Below are 24,852 nucleotides of genomic sequence, written 5' to 3'. Positions count from 1 at the left end.
GAAATTTAGCATTGGCTGAATTTAGTTAGAAGTTATTAGTTAGTAGTTAAGGAAAAAAATTCAGCTTTGGCTGAATTTTTAAAAATGTAGATTTAAGAAATTCCCTAAGGATTTTCATCATAAACTAAAAACTATTCACTACAAACTATAAACTAGTTAAATGGAATTTCATCAATAACTATTCACTACAAACTATTAATGTTGGTGCTAAATCCTGCAGAATATCTGAAAGATAAGTGAATTATATAGTATTTATATACAAGATTACCACTTCTAATATCTTTTAGGAGTGGATTTTTTTATGCATTATTAATTAAGTTTAAAATTTGGGGGTTATTATGGAAAATAAAAAGAAATATTCATTTGAAACTTATGCTGTAACAGGGGCAAGAAAAGGTGATGCTGGAACAGGTGCAATCAGCTATCCTCTTTATCTTTCAGCAACCTTTAAACATGAGGGATTAAATCAAAGCACTGGATATGATTACACAAGGCTTCAAAATCCAACAAGAGAAGAAGTAGAGAAAACTATTGCATTACTTGAAAGTGGAAGAGAAGCTTTAGCATTTTCTTGTGGAATGGCAGCATTAACAGCTTGTGTACATTTATTTAAGCCTGGAGATCATGTAATATTATCAGAGGATTTATATGGAGGAACATTTAGATTATTTGATGAAGTTTATAGTGTTTATAATATAGAATCTTCATTTGTGGATACAAGTGATATAGATAAAGTAAAAGATGCAATAAGAAAAAATACAAAAGGTATAGTAATTGAAACTCCGTCAAATCCGTTAATGAGAGTAACAGATATTAAAGCAATTACTGATATATGTAAGGAAAAAGATATTATTAGTATAGTGGATAATACATTTTTAACACCTTATTATCAAAAACCATTAGAATTAGGGGCAGATATAGTAATTCATAGTGCAACAAAGTATCTTGGAGGACATAACGATTTATTAGCTGGGTTTGCTATAGCTAATGACAAAAAAATAATTGAAAAGTTAAGGTTTATGCAAAAATCAACTGGGGCAATATTATCTCCATTTGATTCATGGTTGTTACTTAGAGGAATAAAAACACTTCATATAAGAATGGATAGAATACAGGAAAATGCACTTAAAATTGCTAAATGGTTAGAAGCTAATAAAAAGATAGAAAAGGTATATTATGTAGGATTAAATACTCATCAAGGATATTATGTGAATAAAGAGCAAAGTACAGGTTTTGGAGGAATGATTTCTTTTAGAGTTAAAGATAAGAAATATGTAGAAGATTTATTATCTAATTTAAAAGTTATTAGTTTTGCTGAAAGTTTAGGTGGAGTGGAATCTTTAATAACTTATCCATTTACACAAACACATTCAGAAATGCCAGAAGAAATTAAGAACAGATTAGGTGTAGATGAATATTTAATGAGGCTTTCTGTTGGAATAGAAAATGTTAATGATTTAATAAATGATTTAAAAAGTGTATTAGAGTAAATTTTAGTGGAGGTTAGTGAGATGAATAAATTAGTGAATTGTGGATTAGAAAATAGATTTGGAACTAATTGCTTAAAGTGGGATGGTTTAAAAAGTAGATTTGGAAATGAAAATTTAATTGCAATGTGGGTAGCAGATATGGATTTTAAAGCTCCGCAGCCAGTAATAGATGCATTAAAAGAAAGAGTTAATCATGGTATATTTGGATATAATATAATACCAGATTCCTATTATGAAGCTTTTATAAATTGGGAAAAAGAAAAACATGGATATAATGTTAAAAAAGAATGGATTAGATTTTCACCAGGGGTAGTACCAGCATTATTTTGGTTTATTAATATTTTAACTAATCCGGGAGATAGCTGTATTGTAATGGAGCCTGTATACTATCCATTTCATGATGCAATAAAAGAAAATGAAAGAAAACTTATATTTAATAATTTAAAAAATGATAATGGAATATATACTATTGATTTTGAGAAATTTGAAGAAGATATTATTGAAAATCAAGTTAAATTATTTATTCTTTCTTCACCTCATAATCCTATAGGAAGAGTATGGACAAAAGAGGAATTAAAAAGAGTATTAGATATCTGTAAGGCTAATGATGTTTTTGTTTTAGCAGATGAAATACATCAAGATATAATAATTGGTGACAAAAAGCAAATTCCAGCAGCAACTATAGGTAATTATGATGATATTCTTGTAACATTAACAGCTGCTACAAAGACATTTAATCTTGCTTCTTGTCAAAATTCATTTGTAGTTATTCCAAATGATGAAATAAGAGAAAAATTTGATAAATATTATAATTCAATTGGTGGAGATAATGGTAATGTATTTGGATATATAGCTGTTGAAGCTGCTTATAGATATGGGGAAGAATGGTTAAAGGAAATTTTAGATAAAATAAGAGGAAATTATGAGTATACTAAGAGTATTTTATCAAAGCATTTGCCACATGTAGTTGTTTCTCCCTTAGAAGGAACTTATTTAGCATGGTATGATTTTAGCTATTATATAGAGGAAAAGGATATTAAAAATTTCTTCCAAGAAAAATGCAATTTAGCAGTTGATTATGGTATATGGTTTGGTGAAACTGGTAAAGGGCATGTAAGAATAAACTTAGCAACAGAAAGAAAAATTGTTGAAGGAGCAATGAATAATATTATAAGAAGTTTAACTTAATTTTAAACTCTAACAAAGATATAAAGGATTATTGAATTATTGTTAATAAAGGTTAGAGATTATATTTGATATCTTAAAGAGATATAGATTTTATAAAATGATTAATAAGTATAATTTATTTAGAAATCTTAGTTTTTATTCTAAGGTTTCTTTTTTTAATATAATAATCGTAATAAAAATCCTCGTAAATGATATAAAATAAAAACAAAAAAAATGCCAATTAATAAATATATTTTTATTTATTAAAGGTCCAATTTTAAATGTAAATGAAAATAAAAATGGATTAACAATAACATAACTTTTATCTAAAAATATATTTTGGAGTATGTTGGTTTCAATACAGTATATAAATTTTATGGAAATGTAATTATTATCACAGTAACATCAATAATTTTTATAGTATTATTAAAAAGACTATATTAAATACATGGACTTTTAATAATGAAGAAAGAGGTAGGGATATGAAAAAATTTATAAAAGAGCAAGTGCTAAAGGCGGTAGATGCTCTTGAAGTAATAATAGGAATACTTTTATCAGTTTGTATTGCAATATCAGTTATATATCTTATTTTTGATATAAAATCTATTTTTGGAGCTAATAACTTAGAAGCTTTTAACAATTATTTATCTATAGCATTTAATTTTGTTATAGGAATAGAATTTATAAAGATGTTATGTAAACATACACCTGAAACAGTAATTGAAGTTTTACTTTTTGCAATTGCAAGACAATTAATTGTTGAGCATATGACAATATTCCAAAATTTAATTGGAGTAATAGCAATTGCAGGGTTATTTGCAACAAGAAAATATTTATTTTATAATTTTGATGAAGTAGATAAAACTATTTATAGAGGTAGTGAAAGAGTAAAAAGAATAAATTTTTTAGAGCATATTGATATACCTTATGAAAATAAAGAAGATAATTTAGAAGACATTATTTTAAGAGAAGTAGAAACAAGAAAATTAGAGTTAGGTATAGGAGTTTGTATTTATTACCCAGGATTTGCTTTAAGAGTTGCAAAGATAAAAAATAATGTAATTACAAGAGTTGAAGTAATAAGATCAATTAAAAAGAAATAATTGCTAAGAAAAGCTTAGGGAAGTATAATAATTTCCTTGAGCTTTTTATAATATAAAGGATTTTAAAAATTTATTTTTAGTTTATAATTTAGTAGTATTATAAAAAATAAATTACTGACACCTAGGATGAAAAATTATGGTTGATATATTGATTGTAGAAGATGATAATAGTACAAGAAGACTATTAGAAAGAATTTTAAATAGATAAGATTATATTGTTTTTAAGATTGAAGAGGGAGTAAAGCAATGGAATTATTAGAAAATCATCATATTGACTTAATAATTTTAGATATAATGATGCCTAATATGAATGGATATGAATTTGCTAAAGAACTTAGAGAAGCAAATTGTATGACACCTATATTAATTAGAAAATGAAAAAGGTAAAGTATAAAATAAAAATATATGATATAATGAAAAAAATTTCTACTTAATAATTATACATTAGATAAATAAAAAGAGGTATAAAATGAAAAAAGGAATAAAAATAATATTAGCAAGTGTATTAATTTTACTAATTATTTTTGGAGTTATGTTTATTAGTAAAAATAATAAAATTAAATCTGAAATAAAAGAAGAAAATAATAGTGGCAGTATTACAGAAACTGAAGAAATAGGACAAGGTACATTAGGGTTTTTAAAATCAATTGTTGGTGTTAAGGCTGAAAGTTTAGAAATTATAAATAAACCTGTAATGGGGATTAAAGGAAGTGTTTTTGCACCAGAAGAAGCAATTGTAAAAGGAATAAATTATTTTTTACAGCAAACTAATAATAATAAAATGAAAAATCTTAAGATAGATATAGAAGATAATACTATAGATATTTATGTAAATTATAAAGTTAAATCAGATAAAGATATTCCTATTAAAATGAAAATTAAGCCAAGCTTAAATGAATCTAAAGATTTAGTTATTGACATTGGAGAAGTTAAGGTTTTAGATTTAAAAGTAGCAAATTTTATTGTGAATTTAGTTATGAAAACATTTGTAATAGATTGGTTTGATAATAGTAATATAAAAGTTGAATATGGAAAAAATAATGTGATTATTTCTAAAGAAAACTTTAAAAATGTAAACTTAAATTCAATTGAAGTTAAAAATGAGGGAATATTATTAGATATGATTATTAATTTAGAAAAGTAATAAGAAGATAAGTTAATGAATTAAATTTTATTATTATATAAGCTACATAGTAGTTTGAAAGAATACTATTAGATAATCCTAAGAAGTAAAAGTAATCTTCTTAGGATATTTTTATTTTATAAAATTATTCATTAGCAAAGCTCTTTTTTGCCTTTAATACAGGTATAAATGTTTTAATCAATAAGAATTATAGCAAATTAATATTATTAGTACAGTGTTATGGTATTTTATTAAGTTTTAATTTTTTAAATTTTAGAAGTTGGTATGTAATTTTATAAAAAATTAGCTTTATTTTTTATAAAATTATACTTAAATAATGTATATTTTAAATAAGGGAAAAGTAGAGTTTTGGATTATTAAATAGAAAAATATGGAGCAATGTTATTGGTATTTGCATAAAATACAAAGTGGGAGGGTGTGTTAAGTATGAAAATAGCAGTAAGAGGAGGACATTGTCCAAATGTTCCTGGTTCAAGAGGAATAATAGACGAATTAAAAGAAGATAGATTAGTAAAAAATGCTGTAATTAAATATTTAAATCAAATGGGAGTAAGTGTTTTAGATGTTACACCACCAGACTCAACTTCAAGTTCATCTGCAGATTTAAGTTATGGTGTTAATAAAGCTAATAACTGGGGTGCTGATTTATTTGTATCAATACACTTTAACAATGCTTATAGCACTTATAATGGTGCATTAGGAACAGAGGTATGTGTTTACTCTGAATATGACATTGCAGGAAGAGTTGTTAATAAAATGGCATCTTTAGGTTTTAGAAATAGAGGACAAAAAGTAAGAACAGGATTATATGAATTAAAGCATACAAGTATGAAATCAATGATAGTTGAAGTTTGCTTTGTTGAAGCAACTGAAGATGTTGCTTTATATAAGAAAGTTGGCTATGATTATATTGGAAAAACGATAGCTGAAGCTTTAGTTAATAGAAGTTCTGGAGTTACACCAACACCAACGCCAACTCCAGAGCCAGTACCAACACCAACTCCACAACCAACAAGTAAAAATTACAATAGTTGGATAGCTAGATTACAAGAAGAATGTAATAAGCAAGGATTTTCTAATCAAAAAGTAGATGGTATTGCAGGACCAAATACATTAAATGGATCTCCTATGGTTAGAAGAGGAGCAAGAGGCAATATTACTAAGTTGATTCAAGAAAAATTAGGGATAAGTGCTGATGGTATTTTTGGAGCTAATACAGAAGTTGCAGTTAAAAATTATCAAAGAACAAATGGACTTTCAGTAGATGGAATAGTTGGTCGTAACACTTGGAGAAAATTATTGAATTTATAATTAGATAAGTTATGATTATTAATTTTTCTACAAAGATATATTTAGAAGAAAGATTCATAATCATAGCTTTTTAAACAATGCTATATTTAAAATAGCTAATAACTAAATGGAAGGATGGTAATAAATTATGATAAATTCACTAAAGGTAAAAAGAAAAGATGGGGAAATAATAGAAATAAAATTAAGAGAATTAAAATTATCAGATATAAATAAGATAATAAAATTACAAGAATTAATAATAAATGGCCTTGAAAATAAGGAGTTATATGCAGATTCAAAACGAGAAGAATTTGAAGAATACATAAATTGTAATGGAAAAATAATAGGATGCTTAACAAATGAAGATGAGCTTATTGCAATGGGGGTATATGCAAAAAAGGGATATGATGAATCAAATTATGCATATGATATAGGTTTAAATGGAGAAGAAGTTCTTAAAGTTGCACAAATAGAATCAACAATAGTAAAAAGTGAATATAGAGGAAATAAGCTTCAAAGATTAATTTGTGAAGAATTAGAAAAGATTGCAAGAAAAGATGATATTGAAATATTAAGTGCAACAGCTTCACCATATAATGAATTTAGTTTAAATACATTTATGAATTTAGGTTATGAAATTAAAAAAGATAAATTAAAATATGGTGGATTAAGAAGATATGTTTTAGTAAAGGAGTTATAGTAAAAGATATTTTTTATTTTATAGTAATATTAAATAACTAATTCGAATAGTATATGATATACAAAATAAAAAAACATATGTAAATCATAAGTGAAAAGGAAGGGTTAGTTATGGATAATTTAGTATTTAACGTAAGTGAAAGAACTGAAAAGGGAAAAAAAGCACGAATGAACGGACAAATTCCATGTATTATTTATGGGAAGGAATTAAAAGAATCTCTTCTAGGAGAAATTACAAAAAGAGAGTTAATTAGATTATTAAGTTGTCCAAAAAGTTCAGTTATATCATTAAGGTTAAATGGAGCTTATAAAAAATGTATAGTAAAAGAAATGCAACAGGATTCTTTTGGAAAGGTAATTCATATAGATTTTCAAAGTGTAAGCAAGGGTGAAGTTGTAAAACTTAAAATTCCAATAGTATTTACAGGACAAGATGTTATAGAAGCAAATGGATTGCTATTAGAATCATTTGTTACTGAAATAGAACTTCAAGGTGAACCAGGAACTTTCCCAGAAAATATATCTGTAGATGTGTCTAAGCTAAGTCAAGGAAATCAACTATTAGTCAAAGATTTAAATATACCAAGCAATATGGTTGTTGAAACTAATGAATATTTAGCTGTAGCTAGAGTTGGATATATATCTAATAATATAATAGAAGAAAATGTGTAAGATGAATAATAAATAAAATGTATAAAATATAATAGAATAGTGAAAATAATTTTTCTTTAATAGAATTTAGACAAACTATGAAATATGAAACAATAGAAGTAGAATATCTTGATAAGAATTTTAAAAAGCAAAAGGATATATTTACTGGCTTTATTGCACAAATTATTCAACATGAAATTGATCATTGTAATGGAATAATAATTTAATTAATTAAATAAAAAGGAACAGCTAAGATATAATTATAAACTATCCTTGATAAAAGGTATGTTTTATTATTAGCTGTTCCTTTTTAATATTTTTATTTAAGATACATGTTTATTAATTGACTTATTAAAAATTATAAATGCAATAATTGAAGTTATAGCTTCAGTAATACCAAAGGCACTCCATACACCATTAACACCAAAAATACGACTTAGTAAAAAGGCTAAAGGTATAATTAAAAATACATAGCGTAATAAGGAAATTATTAAAGATTCAATACCTTCTCCAAGTGATTCTAATGCTCCTGATGAAGAAATTGAAATTGAAGAAACTATAAATCCAAGGCTTATAATTTTAAGTGCAGTTACACCAGCTTGTATAGTTTCATAGCTACTTGTAAATAATCCTAGTAGCTGTCTTGGAATTGTAAAGCATAAAATCATCCCTAAAATCATAAGAGCTAAAATTAATACTAAAGAAGTTTTATATATTCTTTTTACTCTTTTATGCTCACCAGCTCCAAAGTTATAACTCATTATAGGTCTCATACCTTGAATTATTCCATTGGCAGGAAGATATATAAATGTTTGAAGTTTATAATATACACCTAAAACTACAACATACATAGGTGAAAGTGCAGATAAAATACCATTTAATGCAGATACAAGTAATGATGGAAGAGCCATATTAAGTGATGCAGGTATTCCTATATTATAAAGTTTCCAACAAATAGGGTTTTCACGATTTAGATATTTCAATGATAATTTAATATTAATTCCTTTTTGTAAATAAGCAAATATGTAAATTAATAATGTAACAGTTTGTCCAATTCCTGTTGCCCATGCAGCTCCTTCAATACCCATAGCTGGGATAGGCCCAAGACCAAATATCATGATTGGATCTAAAATAATATTAATAATACATCCAGCAGTTAAACTAATCATTGCTATAACCATTTTTCCAACTGATTGGAATATCTTTTCAAAAGTTACACTAATCATAATAATTACAGAAAAGCTTAATGCAATATTAGAATATCTTGTTCCAAGGTTTATTATTGTAAAATCTGAAGTAAATAATTTAAGGAATCCAGGCATTATAATTATACCAATTATAGTTAGTAAAATTCCATGAACAATACTAAGAGCCATGCCTTGAGTAGCTACAACATTAGCTCTTTGCTTTTTTCCAGCTCCTAAATAAAGAGCAATCATAGCATTTATTCCCACACCAAACCCAACAGCAAGTGATATGATAACATTTTGTATAGGATAAACAAGTGATATAGCAGTCATTGCATTTTCACCTATTTTTGCGACAAAAATACTATCAATTATGTTATAAAGTGAGTTTACCATCATTGATATCATAGCTGGAAGAGATAATGATAGTAGCAATGGTAAAATGGGTTTTTCCTTCATATAATTTTGATTCATATTTTTATACATCTCCTTTAATATTAATATTTAAAAAAACTTATAATTTTTAATAATTTTTCACAGAAAAAAAGACTATAAATTTGGCTGTTTTTATATCAGAAACAACAAAATTTATAGTCTTAGTAATGTCAAGACGGACATATTTTTTTATAATGTTATCATATATATATATTAATGTCAATTTATAATATGTAAAACATTTAAAAGCATATAAGATAAATTGAAAATATGATAAAATAATCTTAGTATAAATAATAATAGAAAGATGTGATTTGATTGAATAATAAAATGAAGGTAAATTTAAATGATGTAGTTGAATGTATAGAGTTTGAAGGTGAATTATTAACTCATTATTATAATAAAAAAACAGACATTATAAATTTTGAATATAAAATAATTATAGCTTTAAGTAGAGCAAGGAGTTATGTAAAGTGCTATGGCTAAAAATTTAGCTTAAATAATAGGTTTAAATTTATAATATTTATATAAAATTAGTATAGGAGTGTTTTAAATGAAGGTAATATTACTTAATGGAAGTCCAAAATCGAAAGGATGCACATATACAGCATTAAAAATAATTGAAAATGAGTTAATTAATGAGGGAATAGAAGTTAAATTTTATGAGGTTGGAAATAAGCCAATAATAGGATGTACTGGATGTACCGCTTGTAGAAAACTTGGTAAATGTGTGCATGATGATTTAGTTAATGAAGTAAGTAAAGAAATAGAACGTGCTGATGGTTTTATTGTAGGTTCTCCTGTTCATTATGCCGCAGCAAGTGGAGCAGCAACTTCATTTTTAGACAGGCTTTTTTATTCAACAGATAAAAATCAATTAAGACATAAATTTGGAGCAAGTATTGTTTCATGTCGTAGAGGTGGAGCAAGTGCTACATTTGATCAATTAAATAAATACTTTACAATAAATGAAATGCCTATAGTGTCATCTGTTTATTGGAATCAAATACATGGAAATACACCAGAAGAGGTTGTACAAGATTTAGAGGGCGTTAGAACAATGAAAGTATTAGCAAGAAACATGGCGTATTTAATTAAGTGTAAAGAAGCAGCTAAAAATGTACCACTTCCTGAATTAGTTCCAGTTGAAAGAACAAATTTTATTAGGTAAAATATAAATTAAATAATTATTGACAAAAAATAGTATTTATAATAATATTAAATTATAATTTAATAAATCTTCAGGGCAGGGTGAAATTCCCTACCGGCGGTAAAGCCCGCGAGCTATTTTAGCAGATTCGGTGAGACTCCGAGGCCGACAGTAAAGTCTGGATGAAAGAAGATAAATGTAAATATAGTAGTTAAAAATACTATATTAGTTTTGTGTATTTATGCTCTGAAATATTTTATATTTCAGAGCTTTTATATTTTCACAAAATTTATATGATTATTTTTATAAATTTTATTTTTATAGTTATATTTATTAAATATTTTTTATTGAATTGATTGTAAATAAAATACTAATATAAGAATAATTTCAAATTATTAAGCCCTGAGTAAAAATCTCAGGGCTTTTTTTGAATGATTTATTAAATTCAAATTAATTTCATTGTGAGGTGATAAATTTGGATAAAAAATTTATGCAGTTAGCCATTGAATTGGCAAGGAAAGGGGAAGGAAAAGTAAATCCAAATCCAATGGTTGGAGCTGTAATTGTAAGGGATGGAATTGTAATTGGAGAAGGCTATCATGAAAAATATGGGGAAGGACATGCTGAAGTAAATGCATTTAAAAGTTTAAAGGAAGATCCAAGTGAAGCTACTATGTATGTAACTTTAGAACCATGCTCTCATTACGGTAAAACACCACCATGTGTAGATAAAATAGTTGAAAATAATATAAAGCGAGTAGTTATTGGGATGATTGATCCTAATCCGTTAGTTGCAGGAAAGGGAGTAGATAAATTAAAAAAAGCTGGTATAGAAGTAAAGGTTGGTATATTAGAAGATGAATGTAAAAAGCTTAATGAAGTATTTATAAAATATATATTATCTAAAAAGCCTTTTGTAGTATTAAAAGCTGCTATGTCCCTTGATGGAAAAATAGCAACAAGAACTGGTGAATCTAAATGGATTAGTTCTAAAAAATCAAGATTACAAGTTCATAATTTAAGAAATAAGCTTTCTGGAATTATGGTAGGAGTAAATACTGTAATTAAAGATGATCCAGAATTAACTTGTAGAATACAAAATGGAAGTAATCCAATAAGAATTATTGTTGATAGTATATTAAGAATACCTATGAATTCTAAAGTATTACAAAATAACGACAATAAAACAATAATAGCAACCACAAAAAGAGCAAATATGAAAAATATGCAAGAGTTATTAAAAAAGAATATTAAGGTGTTGATTATAGAAGAAAAAAATGGACAAGTTAATTTAAATGCTCTTATTAAAAAGCTTGGAGAATTAAATATAGATAGTATTTTATTAGAAGGAGGAGGAACTCTTAATTATTCTGCTTTAGAAGAAAATATAGTTGATAAAGTAATGATTTATATATCCCCTAAAATTATAGGAGGAGAATTTTCCAAGACACCAGTAGGTGGCATAGGAATAGATAAATTAAATGATGCATTTAAATTGAAAGATATTACTGCCAATATTGTAGATGAAGATATCTTAGTTGAAGGATATATAGGTTAGGAGATGATTATATGTTTACAGGTATAATTGAAGAATTAGGTGTTATACAGGAAATAAAAAAAGGTGTTAAATCTTCAAAATTATTAATAAAATCAAATAAGGTTTTAGAAAATACAAAGATAGGAGATAGTATTTGTACTAATGGGGTATGTCTTACTGTAACAGATTTAAAGATAAATAGTTTTGAAGCTGATGTTATGGCTGAAACACTAAGGAGAAGTAATTTAGGAGATTTACAAGTAGGAAGTAAAGTTAATTTAGAAAGAGCATTAACTTTAAAAAGTAGATTAGGAGGTCATATTGTAAGTGGACATATAGATGGAACTGGTGAAATTCTTTCATTAATGAAAGAGGATAATTCTACTTGGGTCACTATAAGAACTACAAGTGATATTTTAAGATATATAGTTTTAAAAGGTTCAATAACAATTGATGGTATAAGTTTAACGGTTTCATATGTAGATAAATCTGTATTTAAAGTTTCAATAATACCTCATACTGCACAAAAAACCACCTTATTAACTAAGAATAATGGTGATACTGTTAATCTTGAATGTGATGTGATTTCAAAATATGTTGAAAAGGTTATGGAGTTATCAAAAAAGGAAGAAAACAAAAAGAACACATTGTTAACAGAAGATTTTCTAAGAGAAAATGGATTTTTCTAATATGAAAGGAGCAAGGTTTTATGTATAAATTTAATATGGTTGAAGATGCTATTAAAGATATAAAGGAAGGAAAAATTATAATTGTTGTTGATGATCCTGATAGAGAAAATGAAGGGGATTTATTAATGGCAGCAGAGAAAGTTACAGGTGAAGCTATAAACTTTATGACTAAGTATGGACGTGGGCTTATTTGTATGCCTGTTGAAGAAAATAGATTAAATAAATTAAAAATAGAACCAATGGTTGATAAAAATACAGATAATCATGAGACTGCTTTTACAGTATCTATTGATCATGTTGATACAACTACTGGAATATCAGCATTTGAAAGAGCGATTACAATTCAAAAGGTTATAGATTGTAACTCTAAGGCGGAAGACTTTAGAAGGCCAGGACATGTATTTCCTTTAGTAGCTAAAAAAGGGGGAGTATTAGAAAGAAATGGACATACAGAAGCTGCTGTAGATTTAGCTAAACTTGCCGGATTAAAAGGTGCAGGAATTATATGTGAGATTATGAAGGATGATGGTACTATGGCTAGGACAGCAGATTTAATAAAATTTTCAAATGATCATAATTTAAAAATAATTACAATCAAAGATTTAGTTAAGTATAGAAGAAAAATAGAGGAAAAAGAAAATTTAGTAAAAAGAGTAGTAGAAATTAAAATGCCAACTAGATATGGTGATTTTAAAATGTTTGGCTTTGTAAATGAGTTAAATGGTGAACATCATGTTGCTTTAGTTAAGGGAGAAATAAATGAAAATACTAAAGTATTAACTAGAGTACATTCTGAATGTTTAACGGGAGATGCTCTAGGCTCTAAAAGATGTGATTGTGGAGAACAGTATGATGCAGCTATGAAGAGAATTGCTGAAGAGGGCAGTGGAGTTTTACTCTATATGAGACAAGAGGGAAGAGGTATAGGACTTATTAATAAATTAAGGGCTTATGCGCTTCAAGATAAGGGCTATGATACTGTAGAAGCTAATGAAATGTTAGGTTTTCCAGCAGATATTAGACGTTACGATGTTGCAGCTGCAATATTAAAAGATTTAGGTGTTTCTAAAGTGAAATTAATGACTAATAATCCTAGAAAGATAGATGGATTAGAAATGTATGGAATAGAAATTGTAAATAGAGTTCCAATTCAAATGAATCACAATGAGAAAAATGAATTTTACTTACAAACTAAAAAAGAAAAGCTTGGACATATGCTTTAAAATTAGGAGGAATAAGAAATGAGAATATTAGAAGGAAACTTAGTAACACAAGGGCTTAAAGTTGGAATTGTAGTAGGAAGATTTAATGAATTTATAGTATCAAAGTTATTAGGTGGAGCCTTAGATGGTTTAAAGAGGCATGGAGTAGAAGAAAATAATATAGATATTGCATGGGTTCCAGGAGCATTTGAAATACCACTAATAGCAAAAAAAATGGCTAAAAATGATAAGTATGATGTAGTAATTTGCTTAGGAGCAGTTATAAAAGGAGCAACACCTCATTTTGCTTATGTTTGTACAGAAGTTTCAAAAGGAATTGCAAATGTATCACTTCAAACAGAAAAACCAGTAATCTTTGGTGTTTTAACTACTGATAGTATTGAACAAGCTATAGAAAGAGCTGGTACTAAGGCAGGCAATAAGGGATATGATGCAGCGGTTACAGCTATTGAAATGGCTAATCTTTTAAAGAGTTTTTAGTCCATGAAATACATTATTTTTGATTACGATGGTACTTTGCATAATAGTATAAAAATATATAAACCTGCTTTTATGACAGCTTATGATTATTTAGTTGATAATGGTTATGCAAAGAAAAGAGAGTTTTCAGAACAAGAAATAAGTAAATTTCTTGGCCTAAGTGCAAAGGATATGTGGAATACATTTATTCCCAATTTGCCAAAGTGTGAAAAAGAAAAGTGTAGTTCAATTATAGGAGAATCTATGATTAAATATATATCTGAAGGAAAAGCTCAGCTATATAATGGTGTTATAGAAACACTTAATAAATTAAATGAATATGGATATAAGTTAATATTTTTAAGTAACTGTAAATCTAGCTATATGTATAAACATATAGAAGCATTTAATTTAAATAAGTATTTTATAGATTTTTATTGCAGTGAAAATTTTAATTTTATACCTAAGTATGAAATTTTTGAGTGTATTAAGAAGAAGTACCAAGGTGATTTTATTGTTATTGGTGATAGGTTTGTTGATATAGAATTGGCAAAGAGGTATAATTTATTTTCTATTGGGTGTGGTTATGGCTATGGAAATTATAATGAACTTAAAGATGCTGATTATATTATAGATAATTTTAAGGATATTATATCTATTATAGAGATATAGCTTTTATTAGCTATATCTCTTTTTTCAATGATACTAATTTAATGTAAATTTAAGGTTTATATAATAGTAGATTAATTATAATATATTATCTTAATATTAAGATTAACAATACCAATTGATAAAGATTAAAGAAATTTAATTAAAAATACTGAATATTTAGGGGGATAATAATAAAAATGATAAAATATAAGAAGAAAATTATAATTGGGACAAGTCTTGTTATTATTGTAGGGATGGGAATAGCTTATACTAATAGTACTCCTGGAAAAAAATTTATAAAATATAAAATAAATAAAATTTATTATTCACAATTTGAAGATAAAGAATATAAAAATAACTTTAAAGAAACATTATATAAAAACTACAAAATACTTCATAATGAATAAGTTGAAATAGCTTTGCCTTTATTATTTTCATATTTAGATAAAATTGAAGTAAAATCAAATGAAATTTTAGGATATATTCCTAAAGAAGAACTTACAATTCAGTTAGATTTTGATAAAGAAATATTTCAAGAAGGATTGAGCATAGGAGATACACAAAGACATGGGGCTGGGTATTATAATAAAACATATATGAATGTTGAAGATGTTTTTAGAGAAATTATTAATAACTTACCAAAAATAAGAGAAAATGATGATTCATTTGTAATACAGTCAATGAGTTTTAAAGAAAAATTATTTAACTTATATTATAATTATTTACTTGATAACTTTTTTAAAGATAATAACTTAAATGAACAATATTTTCCTATATGGTTTATAAATGGACTTAATGAATATTATTGTTCTATTAAGGAAAAATTATTGGAGGATAAATAATATGAAAATTTTAATTGCTGAAGATGAAGACGATATAAGAAGGTTATTAGCTTTAAATATGAAGAAAGAAGGTTATGAGGTAATTGAATGTAAAGATGGAATAGAAACTTTAGAAGCTTTTAAAAATCAAGAAGTTCATTTAGCATTATTAGATATAATGATGCCTAATATAGATGGTATAACTGTAATGGAAGAAATAAGAAAAACTTCTGTGATTCCAATAATTTTTATAACAGCTATGTCAACTGATAGTGATAAGGTTTTAGCATGAGGATTAGGTGCTGATGATTACATAGTTAAACCAATTAATACCATTGAGTTAACAGCGAGAGTAGCATCTCAATTAAGACGTTGTTATCAATATGTAAATAATAAAGAAGAAAAACAAGAATATTTAACTATAATTAACATAAATTCAAGGAGAGCAACTAAAATAATAACTGATTTATTTGAATTTTCTTTATTAGATAGTATGGATTATAAATTAAATATGAAAAATGTAGATGTAAATGAAGTCTTAAGAGAAATTGTTGCTTATTATATTCCGGAGCTAGAGGCAAAAGATTTTAATTATGATTTTAATATATCTGAAGAAGAATATTTAGTTAATATTGATGAAGTTAAATTTACAAGAGCAATAAGTAATTTAATAGATAATGCTATAAAATATAATGAAAAAAATACAACTTTATCTGTTATATCACGAAAGTTTAATGATAGAATTGAAATAAGGATTTTTGATGATGGAAGAGGTATTAATGAAGAAATAAGAGATAAAATCTTTGAGGCTTTTGTAAGAGAAGATAAAGCTAGAAGCTCGTCAACAGAGGGGGCTGGGTTAGGACTTGCTATTACTAAAGCTATTATAGAAAAGCATAGTGGAAGTATAAAATTGCTTGATAACACAAAGGGAACAGAATATAAAATAATACTAAATATTTAAAAATGCTGTATTAAGTTGGATGTATTAATATTGTTAAAGAGTATGAAAAAAGATACCAGTAATATTTATTGGAGGAGTTTATGATAGATATGACAACTATACTATATTGTATAACTGGAGCATTAATAAGAGTTGTAAAAGGGGGATATTAATAATTCGCTTATATTTTGTGGTGAAAATGCGTATAAATTGAATAAAATTATTACAGTTAAAGAATTAATTAGAGAATTAAATAAATAGACAATAAAAGCTGATTTATTAATTTAAATCAGCTTTTATGTATTAATTTTATTCAGTTTACACAAAGTTTTTTACAGGGTCTATAATTTATAGAAGCATATATTTTATTCATTTACTTTTCTAATTGTAATATCTCCAGAATTTAATATTTTAGTTGACCCATCAGAGTTTTTTACAATTAAAGAACCATCATTAGCTATGTCAATTGCTTTTCCAATTAAAGATATTCCTTTAGAAGTATATATAATATCTTGATTTAAAACTATACTCCTTTTTTTATATTCTGAAATAAAATCATAATTTTCTATTTTAGAAATCATATTTAAAATATTATTTGCAATTTCTGCACAAAGCAAGTTTCGATTAATTGTACTATTATTATGCTCAAATAATGATGAAGCAATTTTTCTTAATTCTTCTGGAAAATCATTTTTAGGTTGTGTAAAATTTAATCCTATACCTAAAATTAAATAATCAATGGTTTTACTTTCAAAATTAGTAGAAGTTTCTGCTAGTATTCCTGCAATTTTTTTACCATTTAAATAAATATCATTAATCCATTTAATTTGGCAGTTAATACCCGTTAATTTTTCAATTGCATCACAAATTGCAACAGCCGATGATGTGGTAATTAACACTGAATCCATTGTTGTTAAGGATAGCTTAAGTATGATACTCATATAAATTCCAGTGTTAGCAGGTGAATAAAATGACCTTCCAAGCCTTCCTTTACCATTAGTTTGTTCTTCTGAAATTACAATAGTGCCATGTTTAGCTCCATTTAATGCTAATTTCTTTGCAATATCATTAGTAGAAGTTACTTTTTTATAGGTGTAAATATCAATATATTTGAACTCATCATTTAAGTATAATGTAATTCCCTCTTTTGAAATAAAATCACTATTTTTACTCAAAAAATATCTAGTGGTTGTAGTTGAAGTAAGGGTATAACTATCATTTCTAGAGGGATTTATAGCTTTACTTATTGAAATTGTTGATAAATTTAAAGGTTTAGTAATTTCAGTAGCTAAAAAAGTTCTTCTTTTGTTTTCTTCAATGGTTTTTACAGCTTTACTTTTTGACATAGTAATTTACCTCCTAAAAGAAATTATATTGATATTAAAATATTTTATCAATCAAAATAATAAAAAACTCTTTTTATTAATACAGTAATAATGCTAAGATATTTTATAAAGAAATTATTAGATTACAATTATAAAAAAAATATATATAATATTAAATGAAGTTTATTTATGAAGAAAGGAATGAGGCAAAATTGGGATTAAGAAAAGAAAAGGCAATTGAATTGCATAAAAATAGATATACTTGTTCTCAAGCTGTTGCATGTGCATTTTGTGACTTAGTAGATGTTGATGAATTAACAATGAAGGATATGGTTAGAAGATATAGTGGAGGTGCATATAAGGTTTGTGGTGCTGTAATGGGTGCTTATGTAATTGTTAATTATTTAAATGGAAATATAAATCCAGATAATCCTGCAGAGCCAATAAAAGAAGACTTGAGTTTATTAAAGGAAATAGAAAAGAAGTTTAAGGAAAAAAATTCATCTGTTATATGTAGAGAATTAAAAGGGTTAGAGGGAGGTAAAGTTTTACGCTCATGTAGGGGTTGTGTAGAAGATGCAGCAGAAATTCTTGAGGAATTAATAAGTAAATAAAATTAGTTTATATAACTGTATTTAAATACACTTTAGTTTAATTTATTTAGGCTAAGGTGTATTTATTTTATATTTAAAATATTAGTATCTTATAAGGAACTTTTTTTAAAATGTTTCATATAATGATGTTGCTTGATAATTACTAGGATATTAAAAAATTTGAAAATAGAGAACTTTTTTTGCAATATATAAGTCTATTTTATATAGAAATAATTTAGCAATATGTAATATAAGGGGTAATAATTTTGTGGAAAAAAATAAGTTTAACAGAAAAGGATTATAAATATTTAACAAAAGGGTTAACTTGTGGTGTAGGCCTTGGAATTATAATAGGTGTTATAGCAAAAGAAACTTTATTATTTTTTGCACTTGGGGGAATTATAGGAATTATAAGTGCATCAATATTTTCAATAATAAAAAAATAGGCTTAATTATCAATAATGGATAAGTGACAAATAGCAAGTTAATGTTGAAATACTTGAAAAACTCCTTAACTTTTTATTTGTCATTTAAAACATAAAATTACTTTAAATATAAACTAAAAATTAATAAATATAATAAAGGTTGTAAATAACTATAAAAAATTGTATAATATTCTAAAGCATTTATAAAATAAAGGCAGGAAATGCAAATGAATAGGGGTAATTTAATTGAAATTTTAGAAAAAAAAATATTAGTTCTTGATGGAGCCATGGGAACAAGTATACAAAAATATAATTTAACTGAAAAAGATTTTAGGGGAGAATTACTTAAAGATTTTCATAAAGATCAAAAGGGGAATAATGATATATTATCATTAACTAAGCCAGAAGTAATTAAAGAAATACATAAAAGCTTTTTAAAAGCAGGTGCAGATATAATTGAAACAAATTCATTTAATTCTACAAGTATTTCACAAGAAGATTATGGCACTGAAAATTTAGTTTATGATTTAAATTATAATGCTGCAAAAATAGCAAGAGAAGTAGCAGATGAATTTACTAAAAATAATCCTAATAGACCAAGGTTTGTTGCTGGTTCTATTGGGCCAACAAATAAAACAGCATCATTATCACCACATGTAGAAAATCCTGGGTATAGAAATGTAACTTTTGATAGCTTAGTAAATGCATATAAAGAACAAATAAGTGCACTTATATATGGTGGAGTAGACTGTTTATTAATAGAAACTGTATTTGATGCATTAAATTGTAGAGCTGCTATAGTTGCTGCAAATAAAGTTTATGAAGAAAAGCAAGTAGTTTTACCAATAATGATTTCAGGAACACTTACAGACAAGTCAGGTAGAACATTATCAGGACAATTATTAGATGCTTTTGCACAATCAGTAAGAAATGAAAATGTTATTTCTATTGGTTTAAATTGTTCTTTTGGTGGAGCTGATATGATTCCTTTTATAAAGCAATTAGCTCATACTGAAGATGTGTATATATCTTGTTATCCTAATGCTGGTTTACCAAATGTTTTAGGAGAATATGATGAACTTCCAAAGATGACAGCAGGATATATACGAGAACTTGCACTTGAAAAGGATGTTAATATTGTAGGTGGATGCTGTGGAACTACTCCAGATCATATAAAAGCAATTGCAGAAGCAGTTGAAGGATTAGAGCCAAGAAAGATTCCTAAAAAAAAAAAGAAAGCATTTATTGTGGACTAGAAATAATAAGAAGTAATAAAGAAAATAATTTTATAAATATAGGAGAAAGAACTAATGTTGCAGGTTCTGCAAAGTTTGCAAGACTTATACGAGAAAAAAACTATGAAGAGGCCTTGTCTATAGCAAAGGAGCAAGTTGAAAATGGTGCTCAGATCATAGATATAAATTTTGATGATGGTTTACTTGATAGTCAAAAGGAAATGGAGTATTTTTTAAGACTTATAGCAGCTGAACCAGATATATCATCAAGACCAATTATGATAGATTCCTCAAGATGGGAAGTAATTGAAACTGGTTTAAAAAGTATTCAAGGAAAACCAATAGTAAATTCTATTTCTTTAAAAAATGGGGAAGAAGAGTTTTTAAGTCATGCAAAAATAGTTAAAGATTTTGGTGCTGCTGTTATTGTAATGGCATTTGATGAAAATGGACAGGCTGATACGTATGAAAGAAAAATATCCATTTGCAAAAGGGCTTATAATTTATTAGTAAATAAATTAAATTTTCCACCAGAAGATATAATTTTTGATCCTAATATCTTAGCTATAGCAACTGGTATTGAGGAACATGATAATTATGCAGTTGATTATATTAATGCAACCAAATGGATTAAAGAAAATTTACCATATGCAAAAGTTTCAGGTGGGGTATCAAATTTATCTTTCTCATTTAGAGGAAATAACACAATAAGAGAAGCTATGCATTCTGTATTTTTATATCATGCAATTGAAGCTGGAATGGATATGGGAATAGTTAATCCTGGAATGATTCAAATTTATGATGATATTCCTAAAGATTTGTTAAAGTTAGTTGAAGATGTAGTTTTAAATAAGCATAAGAATTCAGCGGAAAAATTATTAGAAAAAGCTGATGATTATAAGCAAGGAAATACAAAGGTTCAAACTAATAAAAATTTATGGAGAGAAAAAAGTTTAAATGAAAAGTTAAGCTATGCTTTAGTTAAGGGAATTACGGAATATTTAGAAGAAGATTTAGAAGAAGCAGTAAATGCTTATCCAAAGCCACTTTCTATTATAGAAGGACCATTAATGGATGGTATGACAAAAATTGGAGAATTATTTGGTGATGGAAAGATGTTCTTGCCTCAAGTAGTTAAATCTGCAAGGGTTATGAAAAAAGCTGTGGCTTATTTGCTGCCATATATTGAAAAAGATAAATCTCAAGGACAAGCAGCTAGTGCTGGGAAAATATTGTTAGCAACTGTAAAGGGAGATGTCCATGATATTGGTAAAAATATTGTTGGTGTAGTTTTAGCTTGTAATAATTTTGAAATAATAGATTTAGGTGTAATGGTTCCATGTGAAAAAATTATAGAAACAGCAATAAAAGAAAATGTTGATATAATTGGAGTAAGTGGTCTTATAACACCTTCATTGGATGAAATGTGTCATATTGCAGCTGAAATGGAAAAGAGAAAAATGACTATTCCTTTAATAATAGGTGGAGCTACAACATCAAAAGCACATACAGCACTTAAAATTGAACCTAATTATAGTGGACCAGTTATTTATGGATATGATGCATCTAAAACTGTAGAAATATCTAAAAAATTATTAGGTAAGAATAAAAAAGAATATATAAAGTCTATAAAAAAAGAATATGAGGAAGTAAGAAATACTTATAATAGTTATGAAAGTGAATTAGTTTCTTTAAAAGAGGCAAGAGAAAATAAATTTAATATAAATTGGAATAACAGGGAAATTCCTAAGCCTAATTTTATAGGAATTAAAGAGGTAATGAATTATACAGTATCTGATTTAAGACCATATATAGATTGGACTTTCTTCTTTATAGCATGGGAAATGAAAAAATTATATCCAGATATATTAGAAGATTCTGCTTATGGAAAAGAAGCAAAAAAAATATTTAATGATGCAAATAAGATGTTATATTTTATTGAAGAAAACAATATTGTAGATATTAAAGGGGTTTTTGGAATCTTTAAAGCTAATTCTAATGGAGACAATATAGAACTTTATAATAAGGATAAGTCATTAGCTGCAACATTTAATTTATTTAGAGAACAAAGAAAGAAGAATAAAGGGCCATATTTATGTCTTTCTGATTTTATTGCTCCTAAGGAAATTAATAAAGATGATTATTTAGGTGGGTTTATAGTTACAACAGGATTAAAGACAGATGAATATGTTAAAAAATTAGAATCAGAGGGCGATTCATATAATGCAATTATGTTAAAACTTGTATGTGATAGATTAGCAGAAGCTTTTGCAGAAAAACTTCATGAAGATATTAGAAAAAATTATTGGGGATATGCAAAGGATGAAAATTTATCAATGAAGGAAATATTTAAAGCTAGTTATAGGGGAATAAGACCTGCATTTGGTTATCCATCACTTATTGATCAAAGTCAAATGAAGATATTATTTAACCTTTTAAATGGAGAAAAGGTAACTGGAGTTAAGCTTACAGAAAGTTATATGATGGATCCAGTATCGTCAGTTTGTGGTTTATATTTTGCATCAGAAGATTCAAGATATTTTAATTCTAATTTTATTGATAAGGATCAAGCAGAAGATTATGCTAATAGATGTGGGTTATCATTAGAACAATTAGAAAAAGCATTACCTAATATATTAAGTTATAAATAAATTTTAAAATTGAAATAATTACTTTATTTATAATAATTTCAAATAGGATTATTGTTTTGGTGTAGGATTTATTTATAAAAATTCTATATTAAGTAATAAAATTTAAAATCTGATAGAAAAAAGAATTAGATCCACATATGTGTGGTATAGAGCCATTTATTCCACATAAAGCTTGACTTAATAGATGAATATTATTTTTCACGAATATCTGCTATGATTGTAATAGAAATATTATATTTATTTTTAACAGTAGGAAAACCTGATGTTTACAAAAATTTAAGTAACCATGAGCAATCTATTGCAGAAAGAAAAATTTAATTATAGGAGTGACATTAATGAAGAAAAAATGTGCAAAGGAAGCATTGAGATATATTAAAGACAATACAATTATAGGATTAGGTGGTGGAAGTACTATTTCATACCTTATATCTTTTATAAAAGAAGCAGGTTTAAACATAGAAGTAGTAACACCATCTTTTAACACTGCTAGTCTTTGTATAGAAAATGGATTAAAAGTTATTCCAACCTGGTCAGTTAGTAAAATATCTGTTGCATTTGATGGGTGTGATGAAGTAGATGAAAATCTTACAGCTTTAAAAAGTGGTGGTGGAATACACACAAATGAAAAAATAATTGCAACTATGGCAGATGATTATATTTTACTTGTAGATGAAAGTAAGGTTGTAAAAAAATTAGAATTTAAATATCCAATTGTATTAGAAATTATTCCAGAAAGTAAAGCCTTTGTTGAAAAGGAAGTTAAAAACTTAGGGGGAATACCTAAAATGAGAACAAGTCTTTCAAAAGATGGTATTACTATAAGTGATAATGGTTTATATTTGATGGATGTTGAATTTAATAAATATGATATAAAAGATATTTCATCATTAAATGATAATTTAAAAAATATAGTTGGAGTTTTAGATACATCTTTGTTTTATAATATAGCAACAAAAGCTATTGTTGCAAGTGAAGATAAAATAAGATTAATAGAAGTTAAAAGGTAGGTTATATAAAATTATGGGAAAATTTAAAGTATTAAGTAATGGTATAAAAATACCATCTATAGGTTTTGGAACATATAAATCTGGTGATAATAATGAAACAGCAGAAATAGTAAAATATGCATTAGAATGTGGATATAGACAAATAGATACTGCTTCATTTTATGGAAATGAAGTTGGTATTGGTAATGCTATAAAAGAAAGTAAAGTTAAAAGGGAAGACATATTTTTAGTTACTAAACTTTGGAATGATGATCATGGTTATGATAAGACTATTGAAGCATTTAATAATTCTTTAAAAAGATTACAAGTTGAGTACTTAGATTTATATTTGATACATTGGCCTAATAAATTAAATGCTGAAACTTGGAGAGCTTTTGAAGATCTTTATAAGGCAGGAAAAGTAAAAGCTATTGGAGTTTGTAACTTTAAAATTGGACATTTAGAAGAATTAAAGAAAACAGCTAAAATAATGCCTATGGTCAATCAAGTTGAAGTTCATCCTCAAAGTTCTAAAAATGAAATGTTAAATTATTGTATAGAAAATAATATTCAGCTTATAGCATGGAGCCCAATAATGAGAGGAAAGTTATTTACAAATGAGTTAATGTTAAACTTATCTGAAAAATATCAAAAATCTGTAGCTCAAGTAATATTAAGATGGCATATTCAAAGAGGGGTGATTCCTATACCTAAATCATCAAATAAAACTAGAATAAAAGAAAATTTAAATGTTTTTGATTTTGAAATTTCTAACGAAGATATGAAATCAATATATATGTTAAATGAAGGTAATAATGCTTCTATAACAGGAGTTCCTGAAAATACAACTTACTTAAAATTTGATTAAAATTGTTTTAAATTAATTATTATGAAACACATATAAACTTTTAACTAAGATTATATGTGTTTTTTTGTTTTGTTATTAACATTTTAAAGATATTTATACTATTTTTGGATTTATTTTTAAATTTATTTGG

Annotated in this window: 25 protein-coding genes, 4 pseudogenes and 1 riboswitch; of the genes and pseudogenes, 27 read left to right on the top strand and 2 right to left on the bottom strand. The window is 26.2% G+C overall.

What is annotated here, in order from left to right:
• Positions 1-338 precede the first annotated feature (338 nt).
• From ACUN06_RS07125 to ACUN06_RS07085, 9 genes and pseudogenes are all read left to right on the top strand, one after another.
• Positions 339-1,490 carry a trans-sulfuration enzyme family protein gene (locus ACUN06_RS07125; RefSeq protein ID WP_449389535.1) on the top strand — a complete coding sequence of 384 codons (1,152 nt, stop codon included), beginning with the start codon at positions 339-341 and terminating at the stop codon, positions 1,488-1,490.
• A 21-nt stretch (positions 1,491-1,511) separates the two neighbouring features.
• Positions 1,512-2,678, top strand: coding sequence for a PatB family C-S lyase (locus tag ACUN06_RS07120; protein ID WP_440250497.1), 1,167 nt, complete (start codon positions 1,512-1,514; stop codon positions 2,676-2,678).
• Positions 2,679-3,139: 461 nt separating this feature from the next.
• On the top strand, positions 3,140-3,760 hold the full coding sequence (locus tag ACUN06_RS07115; RefSeq protein ID WP_294126170.1) for a hypothetical protein: 621 nt from the start codon (positions 3,140-3,142) through the stop codon (positions 3,758-3,760).
• A 246-nt stretch (positions 3,761-4,006) separates the two neighbouring features.
• On the top strand, positions 4,007-4,138 hold the full coding sequence (locus ACUN06_RS07110) for a response regulator (RefSeq protein WP_294162678.1): 132 nt from the start codon (positions 4,007-4,009) through the stop codon (positions 4,136-4,138).
• A gap of 91 nt (positions 4,139-4,229) precedes the next feature.
• Positions 4,230-4,904 (top strand): hypothetical protein, encoded by a 675-nt coding sequence (locus ACUN06_RS07105; RefSeq protein ID WP_449389534.1) that lies wholly within the window; start codon positions 4,230-4,232, stop codon positions 4,902-4,904.
• 426 nt (positions 4,905-5,330) lie between these two features.
• Positions 5,331-6,215 carry an N-acetylmuramoyl-L-alanine amidase gene (locus ACUN06_RS07100; RefSeq protein WP_291733436.1) on the top strand — a complete coding sequence of 295 codons (885 nt, stop codon included), beginning with the start codon at positions 5,331-5,333 and terminating at the stop codon, positions 6,213-6,215.
• 127 nt (positions 6,216-6,342) lie between these two features.
• A complete protein-coding gene (locus ACUN06_RS07095; protein ID WP_449389533.1) occupies positions 6,343-6,894 on the top strand; it encodes a GNAT family N-acetyltransferase in 552 nt (183 codons plus the stop codon).
• 110 nt (positions 6,895-7,004) lie between these two features.
• Complete coding sequence (locus ACUN06_RS07090) at positions 7,005-7,565, top strand: 50S ribosomal protein L25 (RefSeq protein ID WP_449389532.1); 561 nt, start codon at positions 7,005-7,007, stop codon at positions 7,563-7,565.
• Between the two features lie 41 nt (positions 7,566-7,606).
• Positions 7,607-7,771, top strand: a pseudogene (locus tag ACUN06_RS07085) (peptide deformylase); the annotation flags it as partial.
• Between the two features lie 96 nt (positions 7,772-7,867).
• On the opposite strand, the gene ACUN06_RS07080 reads toward ACUN06_RS07085, so the two are convergent.
• Positions 7,868-9,205 carry an MATE family efflux transporter gene (locus tag ACUN06_RS07080; protein ID WP_449389531.1) on the bottom strand — a complete coding sequence of 446 codons (1,338 nt, stop codon included), beginning with the start codon at positions 9,203-9,205 and terminating at the stop codon, positions 7,868-7,870.
• Positions 9,206-9,484: 279 nt separating this feature from the next.
• Here ACUN06_RS07080 and ACUN06_RS07075 point away from each other — a divergent pair, with 279 nt between their 5' ends.
• From ACUN06_RS07075 to ACUN06_RS07020, 12 genes and pseudogenes are all read left to right on the top strand, one after another.
• A complete protein-coding gene (locus tag ACUN06_RS07075; protein WP_302740529.1) occupies positions 9,485-9,652 on the top strand; it encodes a hypothetical protein in 168 nt (55 codons plus the stop codon).
• A 67-nt stretch (positions 9,653-9,719) separates the two neighbouring features.
• Entirely contained in the window at positions 9,720-10,337 is a 618-nt protein-coding gene (locus ACUN06_RS07070; protein ID WP_301953820.1) for a flavodoxin family protein, read from the top strand.
• Between the two features lie 62 nt (positions 10,338-10,399).
• Positions 10,400-10,514, top strand: a riboswitch (FMN riboswitch).
• A gap of 277 nt (positions 10,515-10,791) precedes the next feature.
• Positions 10,792-11,874 (top strand): bifunctional diaminohydroxyphosphoribosylaminopyrimidine deaminase/5-amino-6-(5-phosphoribosylamino)uracil reductase RibD, encoded by a 1,083-nt coding sequence (gene ribD / locus ACUN06_RS07065; RefSeq protein WP_294126163.1) that lies wholly within the window; start codon positions 10,792-10,794, stop codon positions 11,872-11,874.
• Between the two features lie 11 nt (positions 11,875-11,885).
• Complete coding sequence (locus ACUN06_RS07060) at positions 11,886-12,542, top strand: riboflavin synthase (protein ID WP_294162689.1); 657 nt, start codon at positions 11,886-11,888, stop codon at positions 12,540-12,542.
• 20 nt (positions 12,543-12,562) lie between these two features.
• Positions 12,563-13,765, top strand: coding sequence for a bifunctional 3,4-dihydroxy-2-butanone-4-phosphate synthase/GTP cyclohydrolase II (locus ACUN06_RS07055; protein ID WP_294162691.1), 1,203 nt, complete (start codon positions 12,563-12,565; stop codon positions 13,763-13,765).
• A gap of 18 nt (positions 13,766-13,783) precedes the next feature.
• Entirely contained in the window at positions 13,784-14,245 is a 462-nt protein-coding gene (gene ribH / locus ACUN06_RS07050) for a 6,7-dimethyl-8-ribityllumazine synthase (RefSeq protein WP_294126161.1), read from the top strand.
• 3 nt (positions 14,246-14,248) lie between these two features.
• Entirely contained in the window at positions 14,249-14,896 is a 648-nt protein-coding gene (locus tag ACUN06_RS07045; RefSeq protein ID WP_294126160.1) for an HAD family hydrolase, read from the top strand.
• A 176-nt stretch (positions 14,897-15,072) separates the two neighbouring features.
• Positions 15,073-15,282: a hypothetical protein gene (locus ACUN06_RS07040; RefSeq protein ID WP_294162693.1), complete on the top strand. Its 210-nt coding sequence runs from the start codon at positions 15,073-15,075 to the stop codon at positions 15,280-15,282.
• A 12-nt stretch (positions 15,283-15,294) separates the two neighbouring features.
• A complete protein-coding gene (locus ACUN06_RS07035) occupies positions 15,295-15,717 on the top strand; it encodes a hypothetical protein (protein ID WP_294162694.1) in 423 nt (140 codons plus the stop codon).
• A gap of 1 nt (position 15,718) precedes the next feature.
• The gene (locus tag ACUN06_RS07030; RefSeq protein ID WP_294162695.1) at positions 15,719-15,988 is read left to right on the top strand and encodes a response regulator; all 270 of its coding nucleotides are present in this window, start codon (positions 15,719-15,721) and stop codon (positions 15,986-15,988) included.
• 219 nt (positions 15,989-16,207) lie between these two features.
• Positions 16,208-16,660: a sensor histidine kinase gene (locus ACUN06_RS07025; RefSeq protein WP_294162696.1), complete on the top strand. Its 453-nt coding sequence runs from the start codon at positions 16,208-16,210 to the stop codon at positions 16,658-16,660.
• A 104-nt stretch (positions 16,661-16,764) separates the two neighbouring features.
• Positions 16,765-16,900: pseudogene (locus ACUN06_RS07020) on the top strand (nitronate monooxygenase); the annotation flags it as partial.
• A 104-nt stretch (positions 16,901-17,004) separates the two neighbouring features.
• On the opposite strand, the gene ACUN06_RS07015 reads toward ACUN06_RS07020, so the two are convergent.
• A complete protein-coding gene (locus tag ACUN06_RS07015; protein ID WP_294162697.1) occupies positions 17,005-17,985 on the bottom strand; it encodes a biotin--[acetyl-CoA-carboxylase] ligase in 981 nt (326 codons plus the stop codon).
• A gap of 191 nt (positions 17,986-18,176) precedes the next feature.
• Between ACUN06_RS07015 and ACUN06_RS07010 the strand changes: the two genes are divergently transcribed.
• The 6 genes and pseudogenes from ACUN06_RS07010 (at position 18,177) to ACUN06_RS06985 (ending at position 24,722) form a co-directional block, all read left to right on the top strand.
• A complete protein-coding gene (locus ACUN06_RS07010) occupies positions 18,177-18,578 on the top strand; it encodes a C-GCAxxG-C-C family protein (RefSeq protein ID WP_331891719.1) in 402 nt (133 codons plus the stop codon).
• Between the two features lie 245 nt (positions 18,579-18,823).
• Positions 18,824-19,003, top strand: coding sequence for a hypothetical protein (locus ACUN06_RS07005; RefSeq protein WP_291734026.1), 180 nt, complete (start codon positions 18,824-18,826; stop codon positions 19,001-19,003).
• A gap of 206 nt (positions 19,004-19,209) precedes the next feature.
• A pseudogene (metH, locus tag ACUN06_RS07000) lies at positions 19,210-22,868 on the top strand (methionine synthase).
• Positions 22,869-23,051: 183 nt separating this feature from the next.
• A pseudogene (locus ACUN06_RS06995) lies at positions 23,052-23,186 on the top strand (MurR/RpiR family transcriptional regulator); the annotation flags it as partial.
• A 17-nt stretch (positions 23,187-23,203) separates the two neighbouring features.
• The gene (rpiA, locus tag ACUN06_RS06990; RefSeq protein WP_449389530.1) at positions 23,204-23,875 is read left to right on the top strand and encodes a ribose 5-phosphate isomerase A; all 672 of its coding nucleotides are present in this window, start codon (positions 23,204-23,206) and stop codon (positions 23,873-23,875) included.
• A 13-nt stretch (positions 23,876-23,888) separates the two neighbouring features.
• A complete protein-coding gene (locus ACUN06_RS06985; RefSeq protein WP_449389529.1) occupies positions 23,889-24,722 on the top strand; it encodes an aldo/keto reductase in 834 nt (277 codons plus the stop codon).
• Positions 24,723-24,852 lie beyond the last annotated feature (130 nt).

It is taken from the genome of Clostridium sp. ETTB3 (genome assembly GCF_053571985.1).
This window is presented reverse-complemented; position numbering and strand designations above follow the sequence as displayed.

Coding starts and splice junctions, on each gene's coding strand:
- ACUN06_RS07125 (WP_449389535.1), top strand. CDS start 339: ATGGAAAATAAAAAGAAATATTCATTTGAAACTTATGCTGTAACAGGG.
- ACUN06_RS07120 (WP_440250497.1), top strand. CDS start 1,512: ATGAATAAATTAGTGAATTGTGGATTAGAAAATAGATTTGGAACTAAT.
- ACUN06_RS07115 (WP_294126170.1), top strand. CDS start 3,140: ATGAAAAAATTTATAAAAGAGCAAGTGCTAAAGGCGGTAGATGCTCTT.
- ACUN06_RS07110 (WP_294162678.1), top strand. CDS start 4,007: ATGGAATTATTAGAAAATCATCATATTGACTTAATAATTTTAGATATA.
- ACUN06_RS07105 (WP_449389534.1), top strand. CDS start 4,230: ATGAAAAAAGGAATAAAAATAATATTAGCAAGTGTATTAATTTTACTA.
- ACUN06_RS07100 (WP_291733436.1), top strand. CDS start 5,331: ATGAAAATAGCAGTAAGAGGAGGACATTGTCCAAATGTTCCTGGTTCA.
- ACUN06_RS07095 (WP_449389533.1), top strand. CDS start 6,343: ATGATAAATTCACTAAAGGTAAAAAGAAAAGATGGGGAAATAATAGAA.
- ACUN06_RS07090 (WP_449389532.1), top strand. CDS start 7,005: ATGGATAATTTAGTATTTAACGTAAGTGAAAGAACTGAAAAGGGAAAA.
- ACUN06_RS07080 (WP_449389531.1), bottom strand. CDS start 9,205: ATGAATCAAAATTATATGAAGGAAAAACCCATTTTACCATTGCTACTA.
- ACUN06_RS07070 (WP_301953820.1), top strand. CDS start 9,720: ATGAAGGTAATATTACTTAATGGAAGTCCAAAATCGAAAGGATGCACA.
- ACUN06_RS07060 (WP_294162689.1), top strand. CDS start 11,886: ATGTTTACAGGTATAATTGAAGAATTAGGTGTTATACAGGAAATAAAA.
- ACUN06_RS07055 (WP_294162691.1), top strand. CDS start 12,563: ATGTATAAATTTAATATGGTTGAAGATGCTATTAAAGATATAAAGGAA.
- ribH (WP_294126161.1), top strand. CDS start 13,784: ATGAGAATATTAGAAGGAAACTTAGTAACACAAGGGCTTAAAGTTGGA.
- ACUN06_RS07045 (WP_294126160.1), top strand. CDS start 14,249: ATGAAATACATTATTTTTGATTACGATGGTACTTTGCATAATAGTATA.
- ACUN06_RS07040 (WP_294162693.1), top strand. CDS start 15,073: ATGATAAAATATAAGAAGAAAATTATAATTGGGACAAGTCTTGTTATT.
- ACUN06_RS07030 (WP_294162695.1), top strand. CDS start 15,719: ATGAAAATTTTAATTGCTGAAGATGAAGACGATATAAGAAGGTTATTA.
- ACUN06_RS07025 (WP_294162696.1), top strand. CDS start 16,208: ATGAAAAATGTAGATGTAAATGAAGTCTTAAGAGAAATTGTTGCTTAT.
- ACUN06_RS07015 (WP_294162697.1), bottom strand. CDS start 17,985: ATGTCAAAAAGTAAAGCTGTAAAAACCATTGAAGAAAACAAAAGAAGA.
- rpiA (WP_449389530.1), top strand. CDS start 23,204: ATGAAGAAAAAATGTGCAAAGGAAGCATTGAGATATATTAAAGACAAT.
- ACUN06_RS06985 (WP_449389529.1), top strand. CDS start 23,889: ATGGGAAAATTTAAAGTATTAAGTAATGGTATAAAAATACCATCTATA.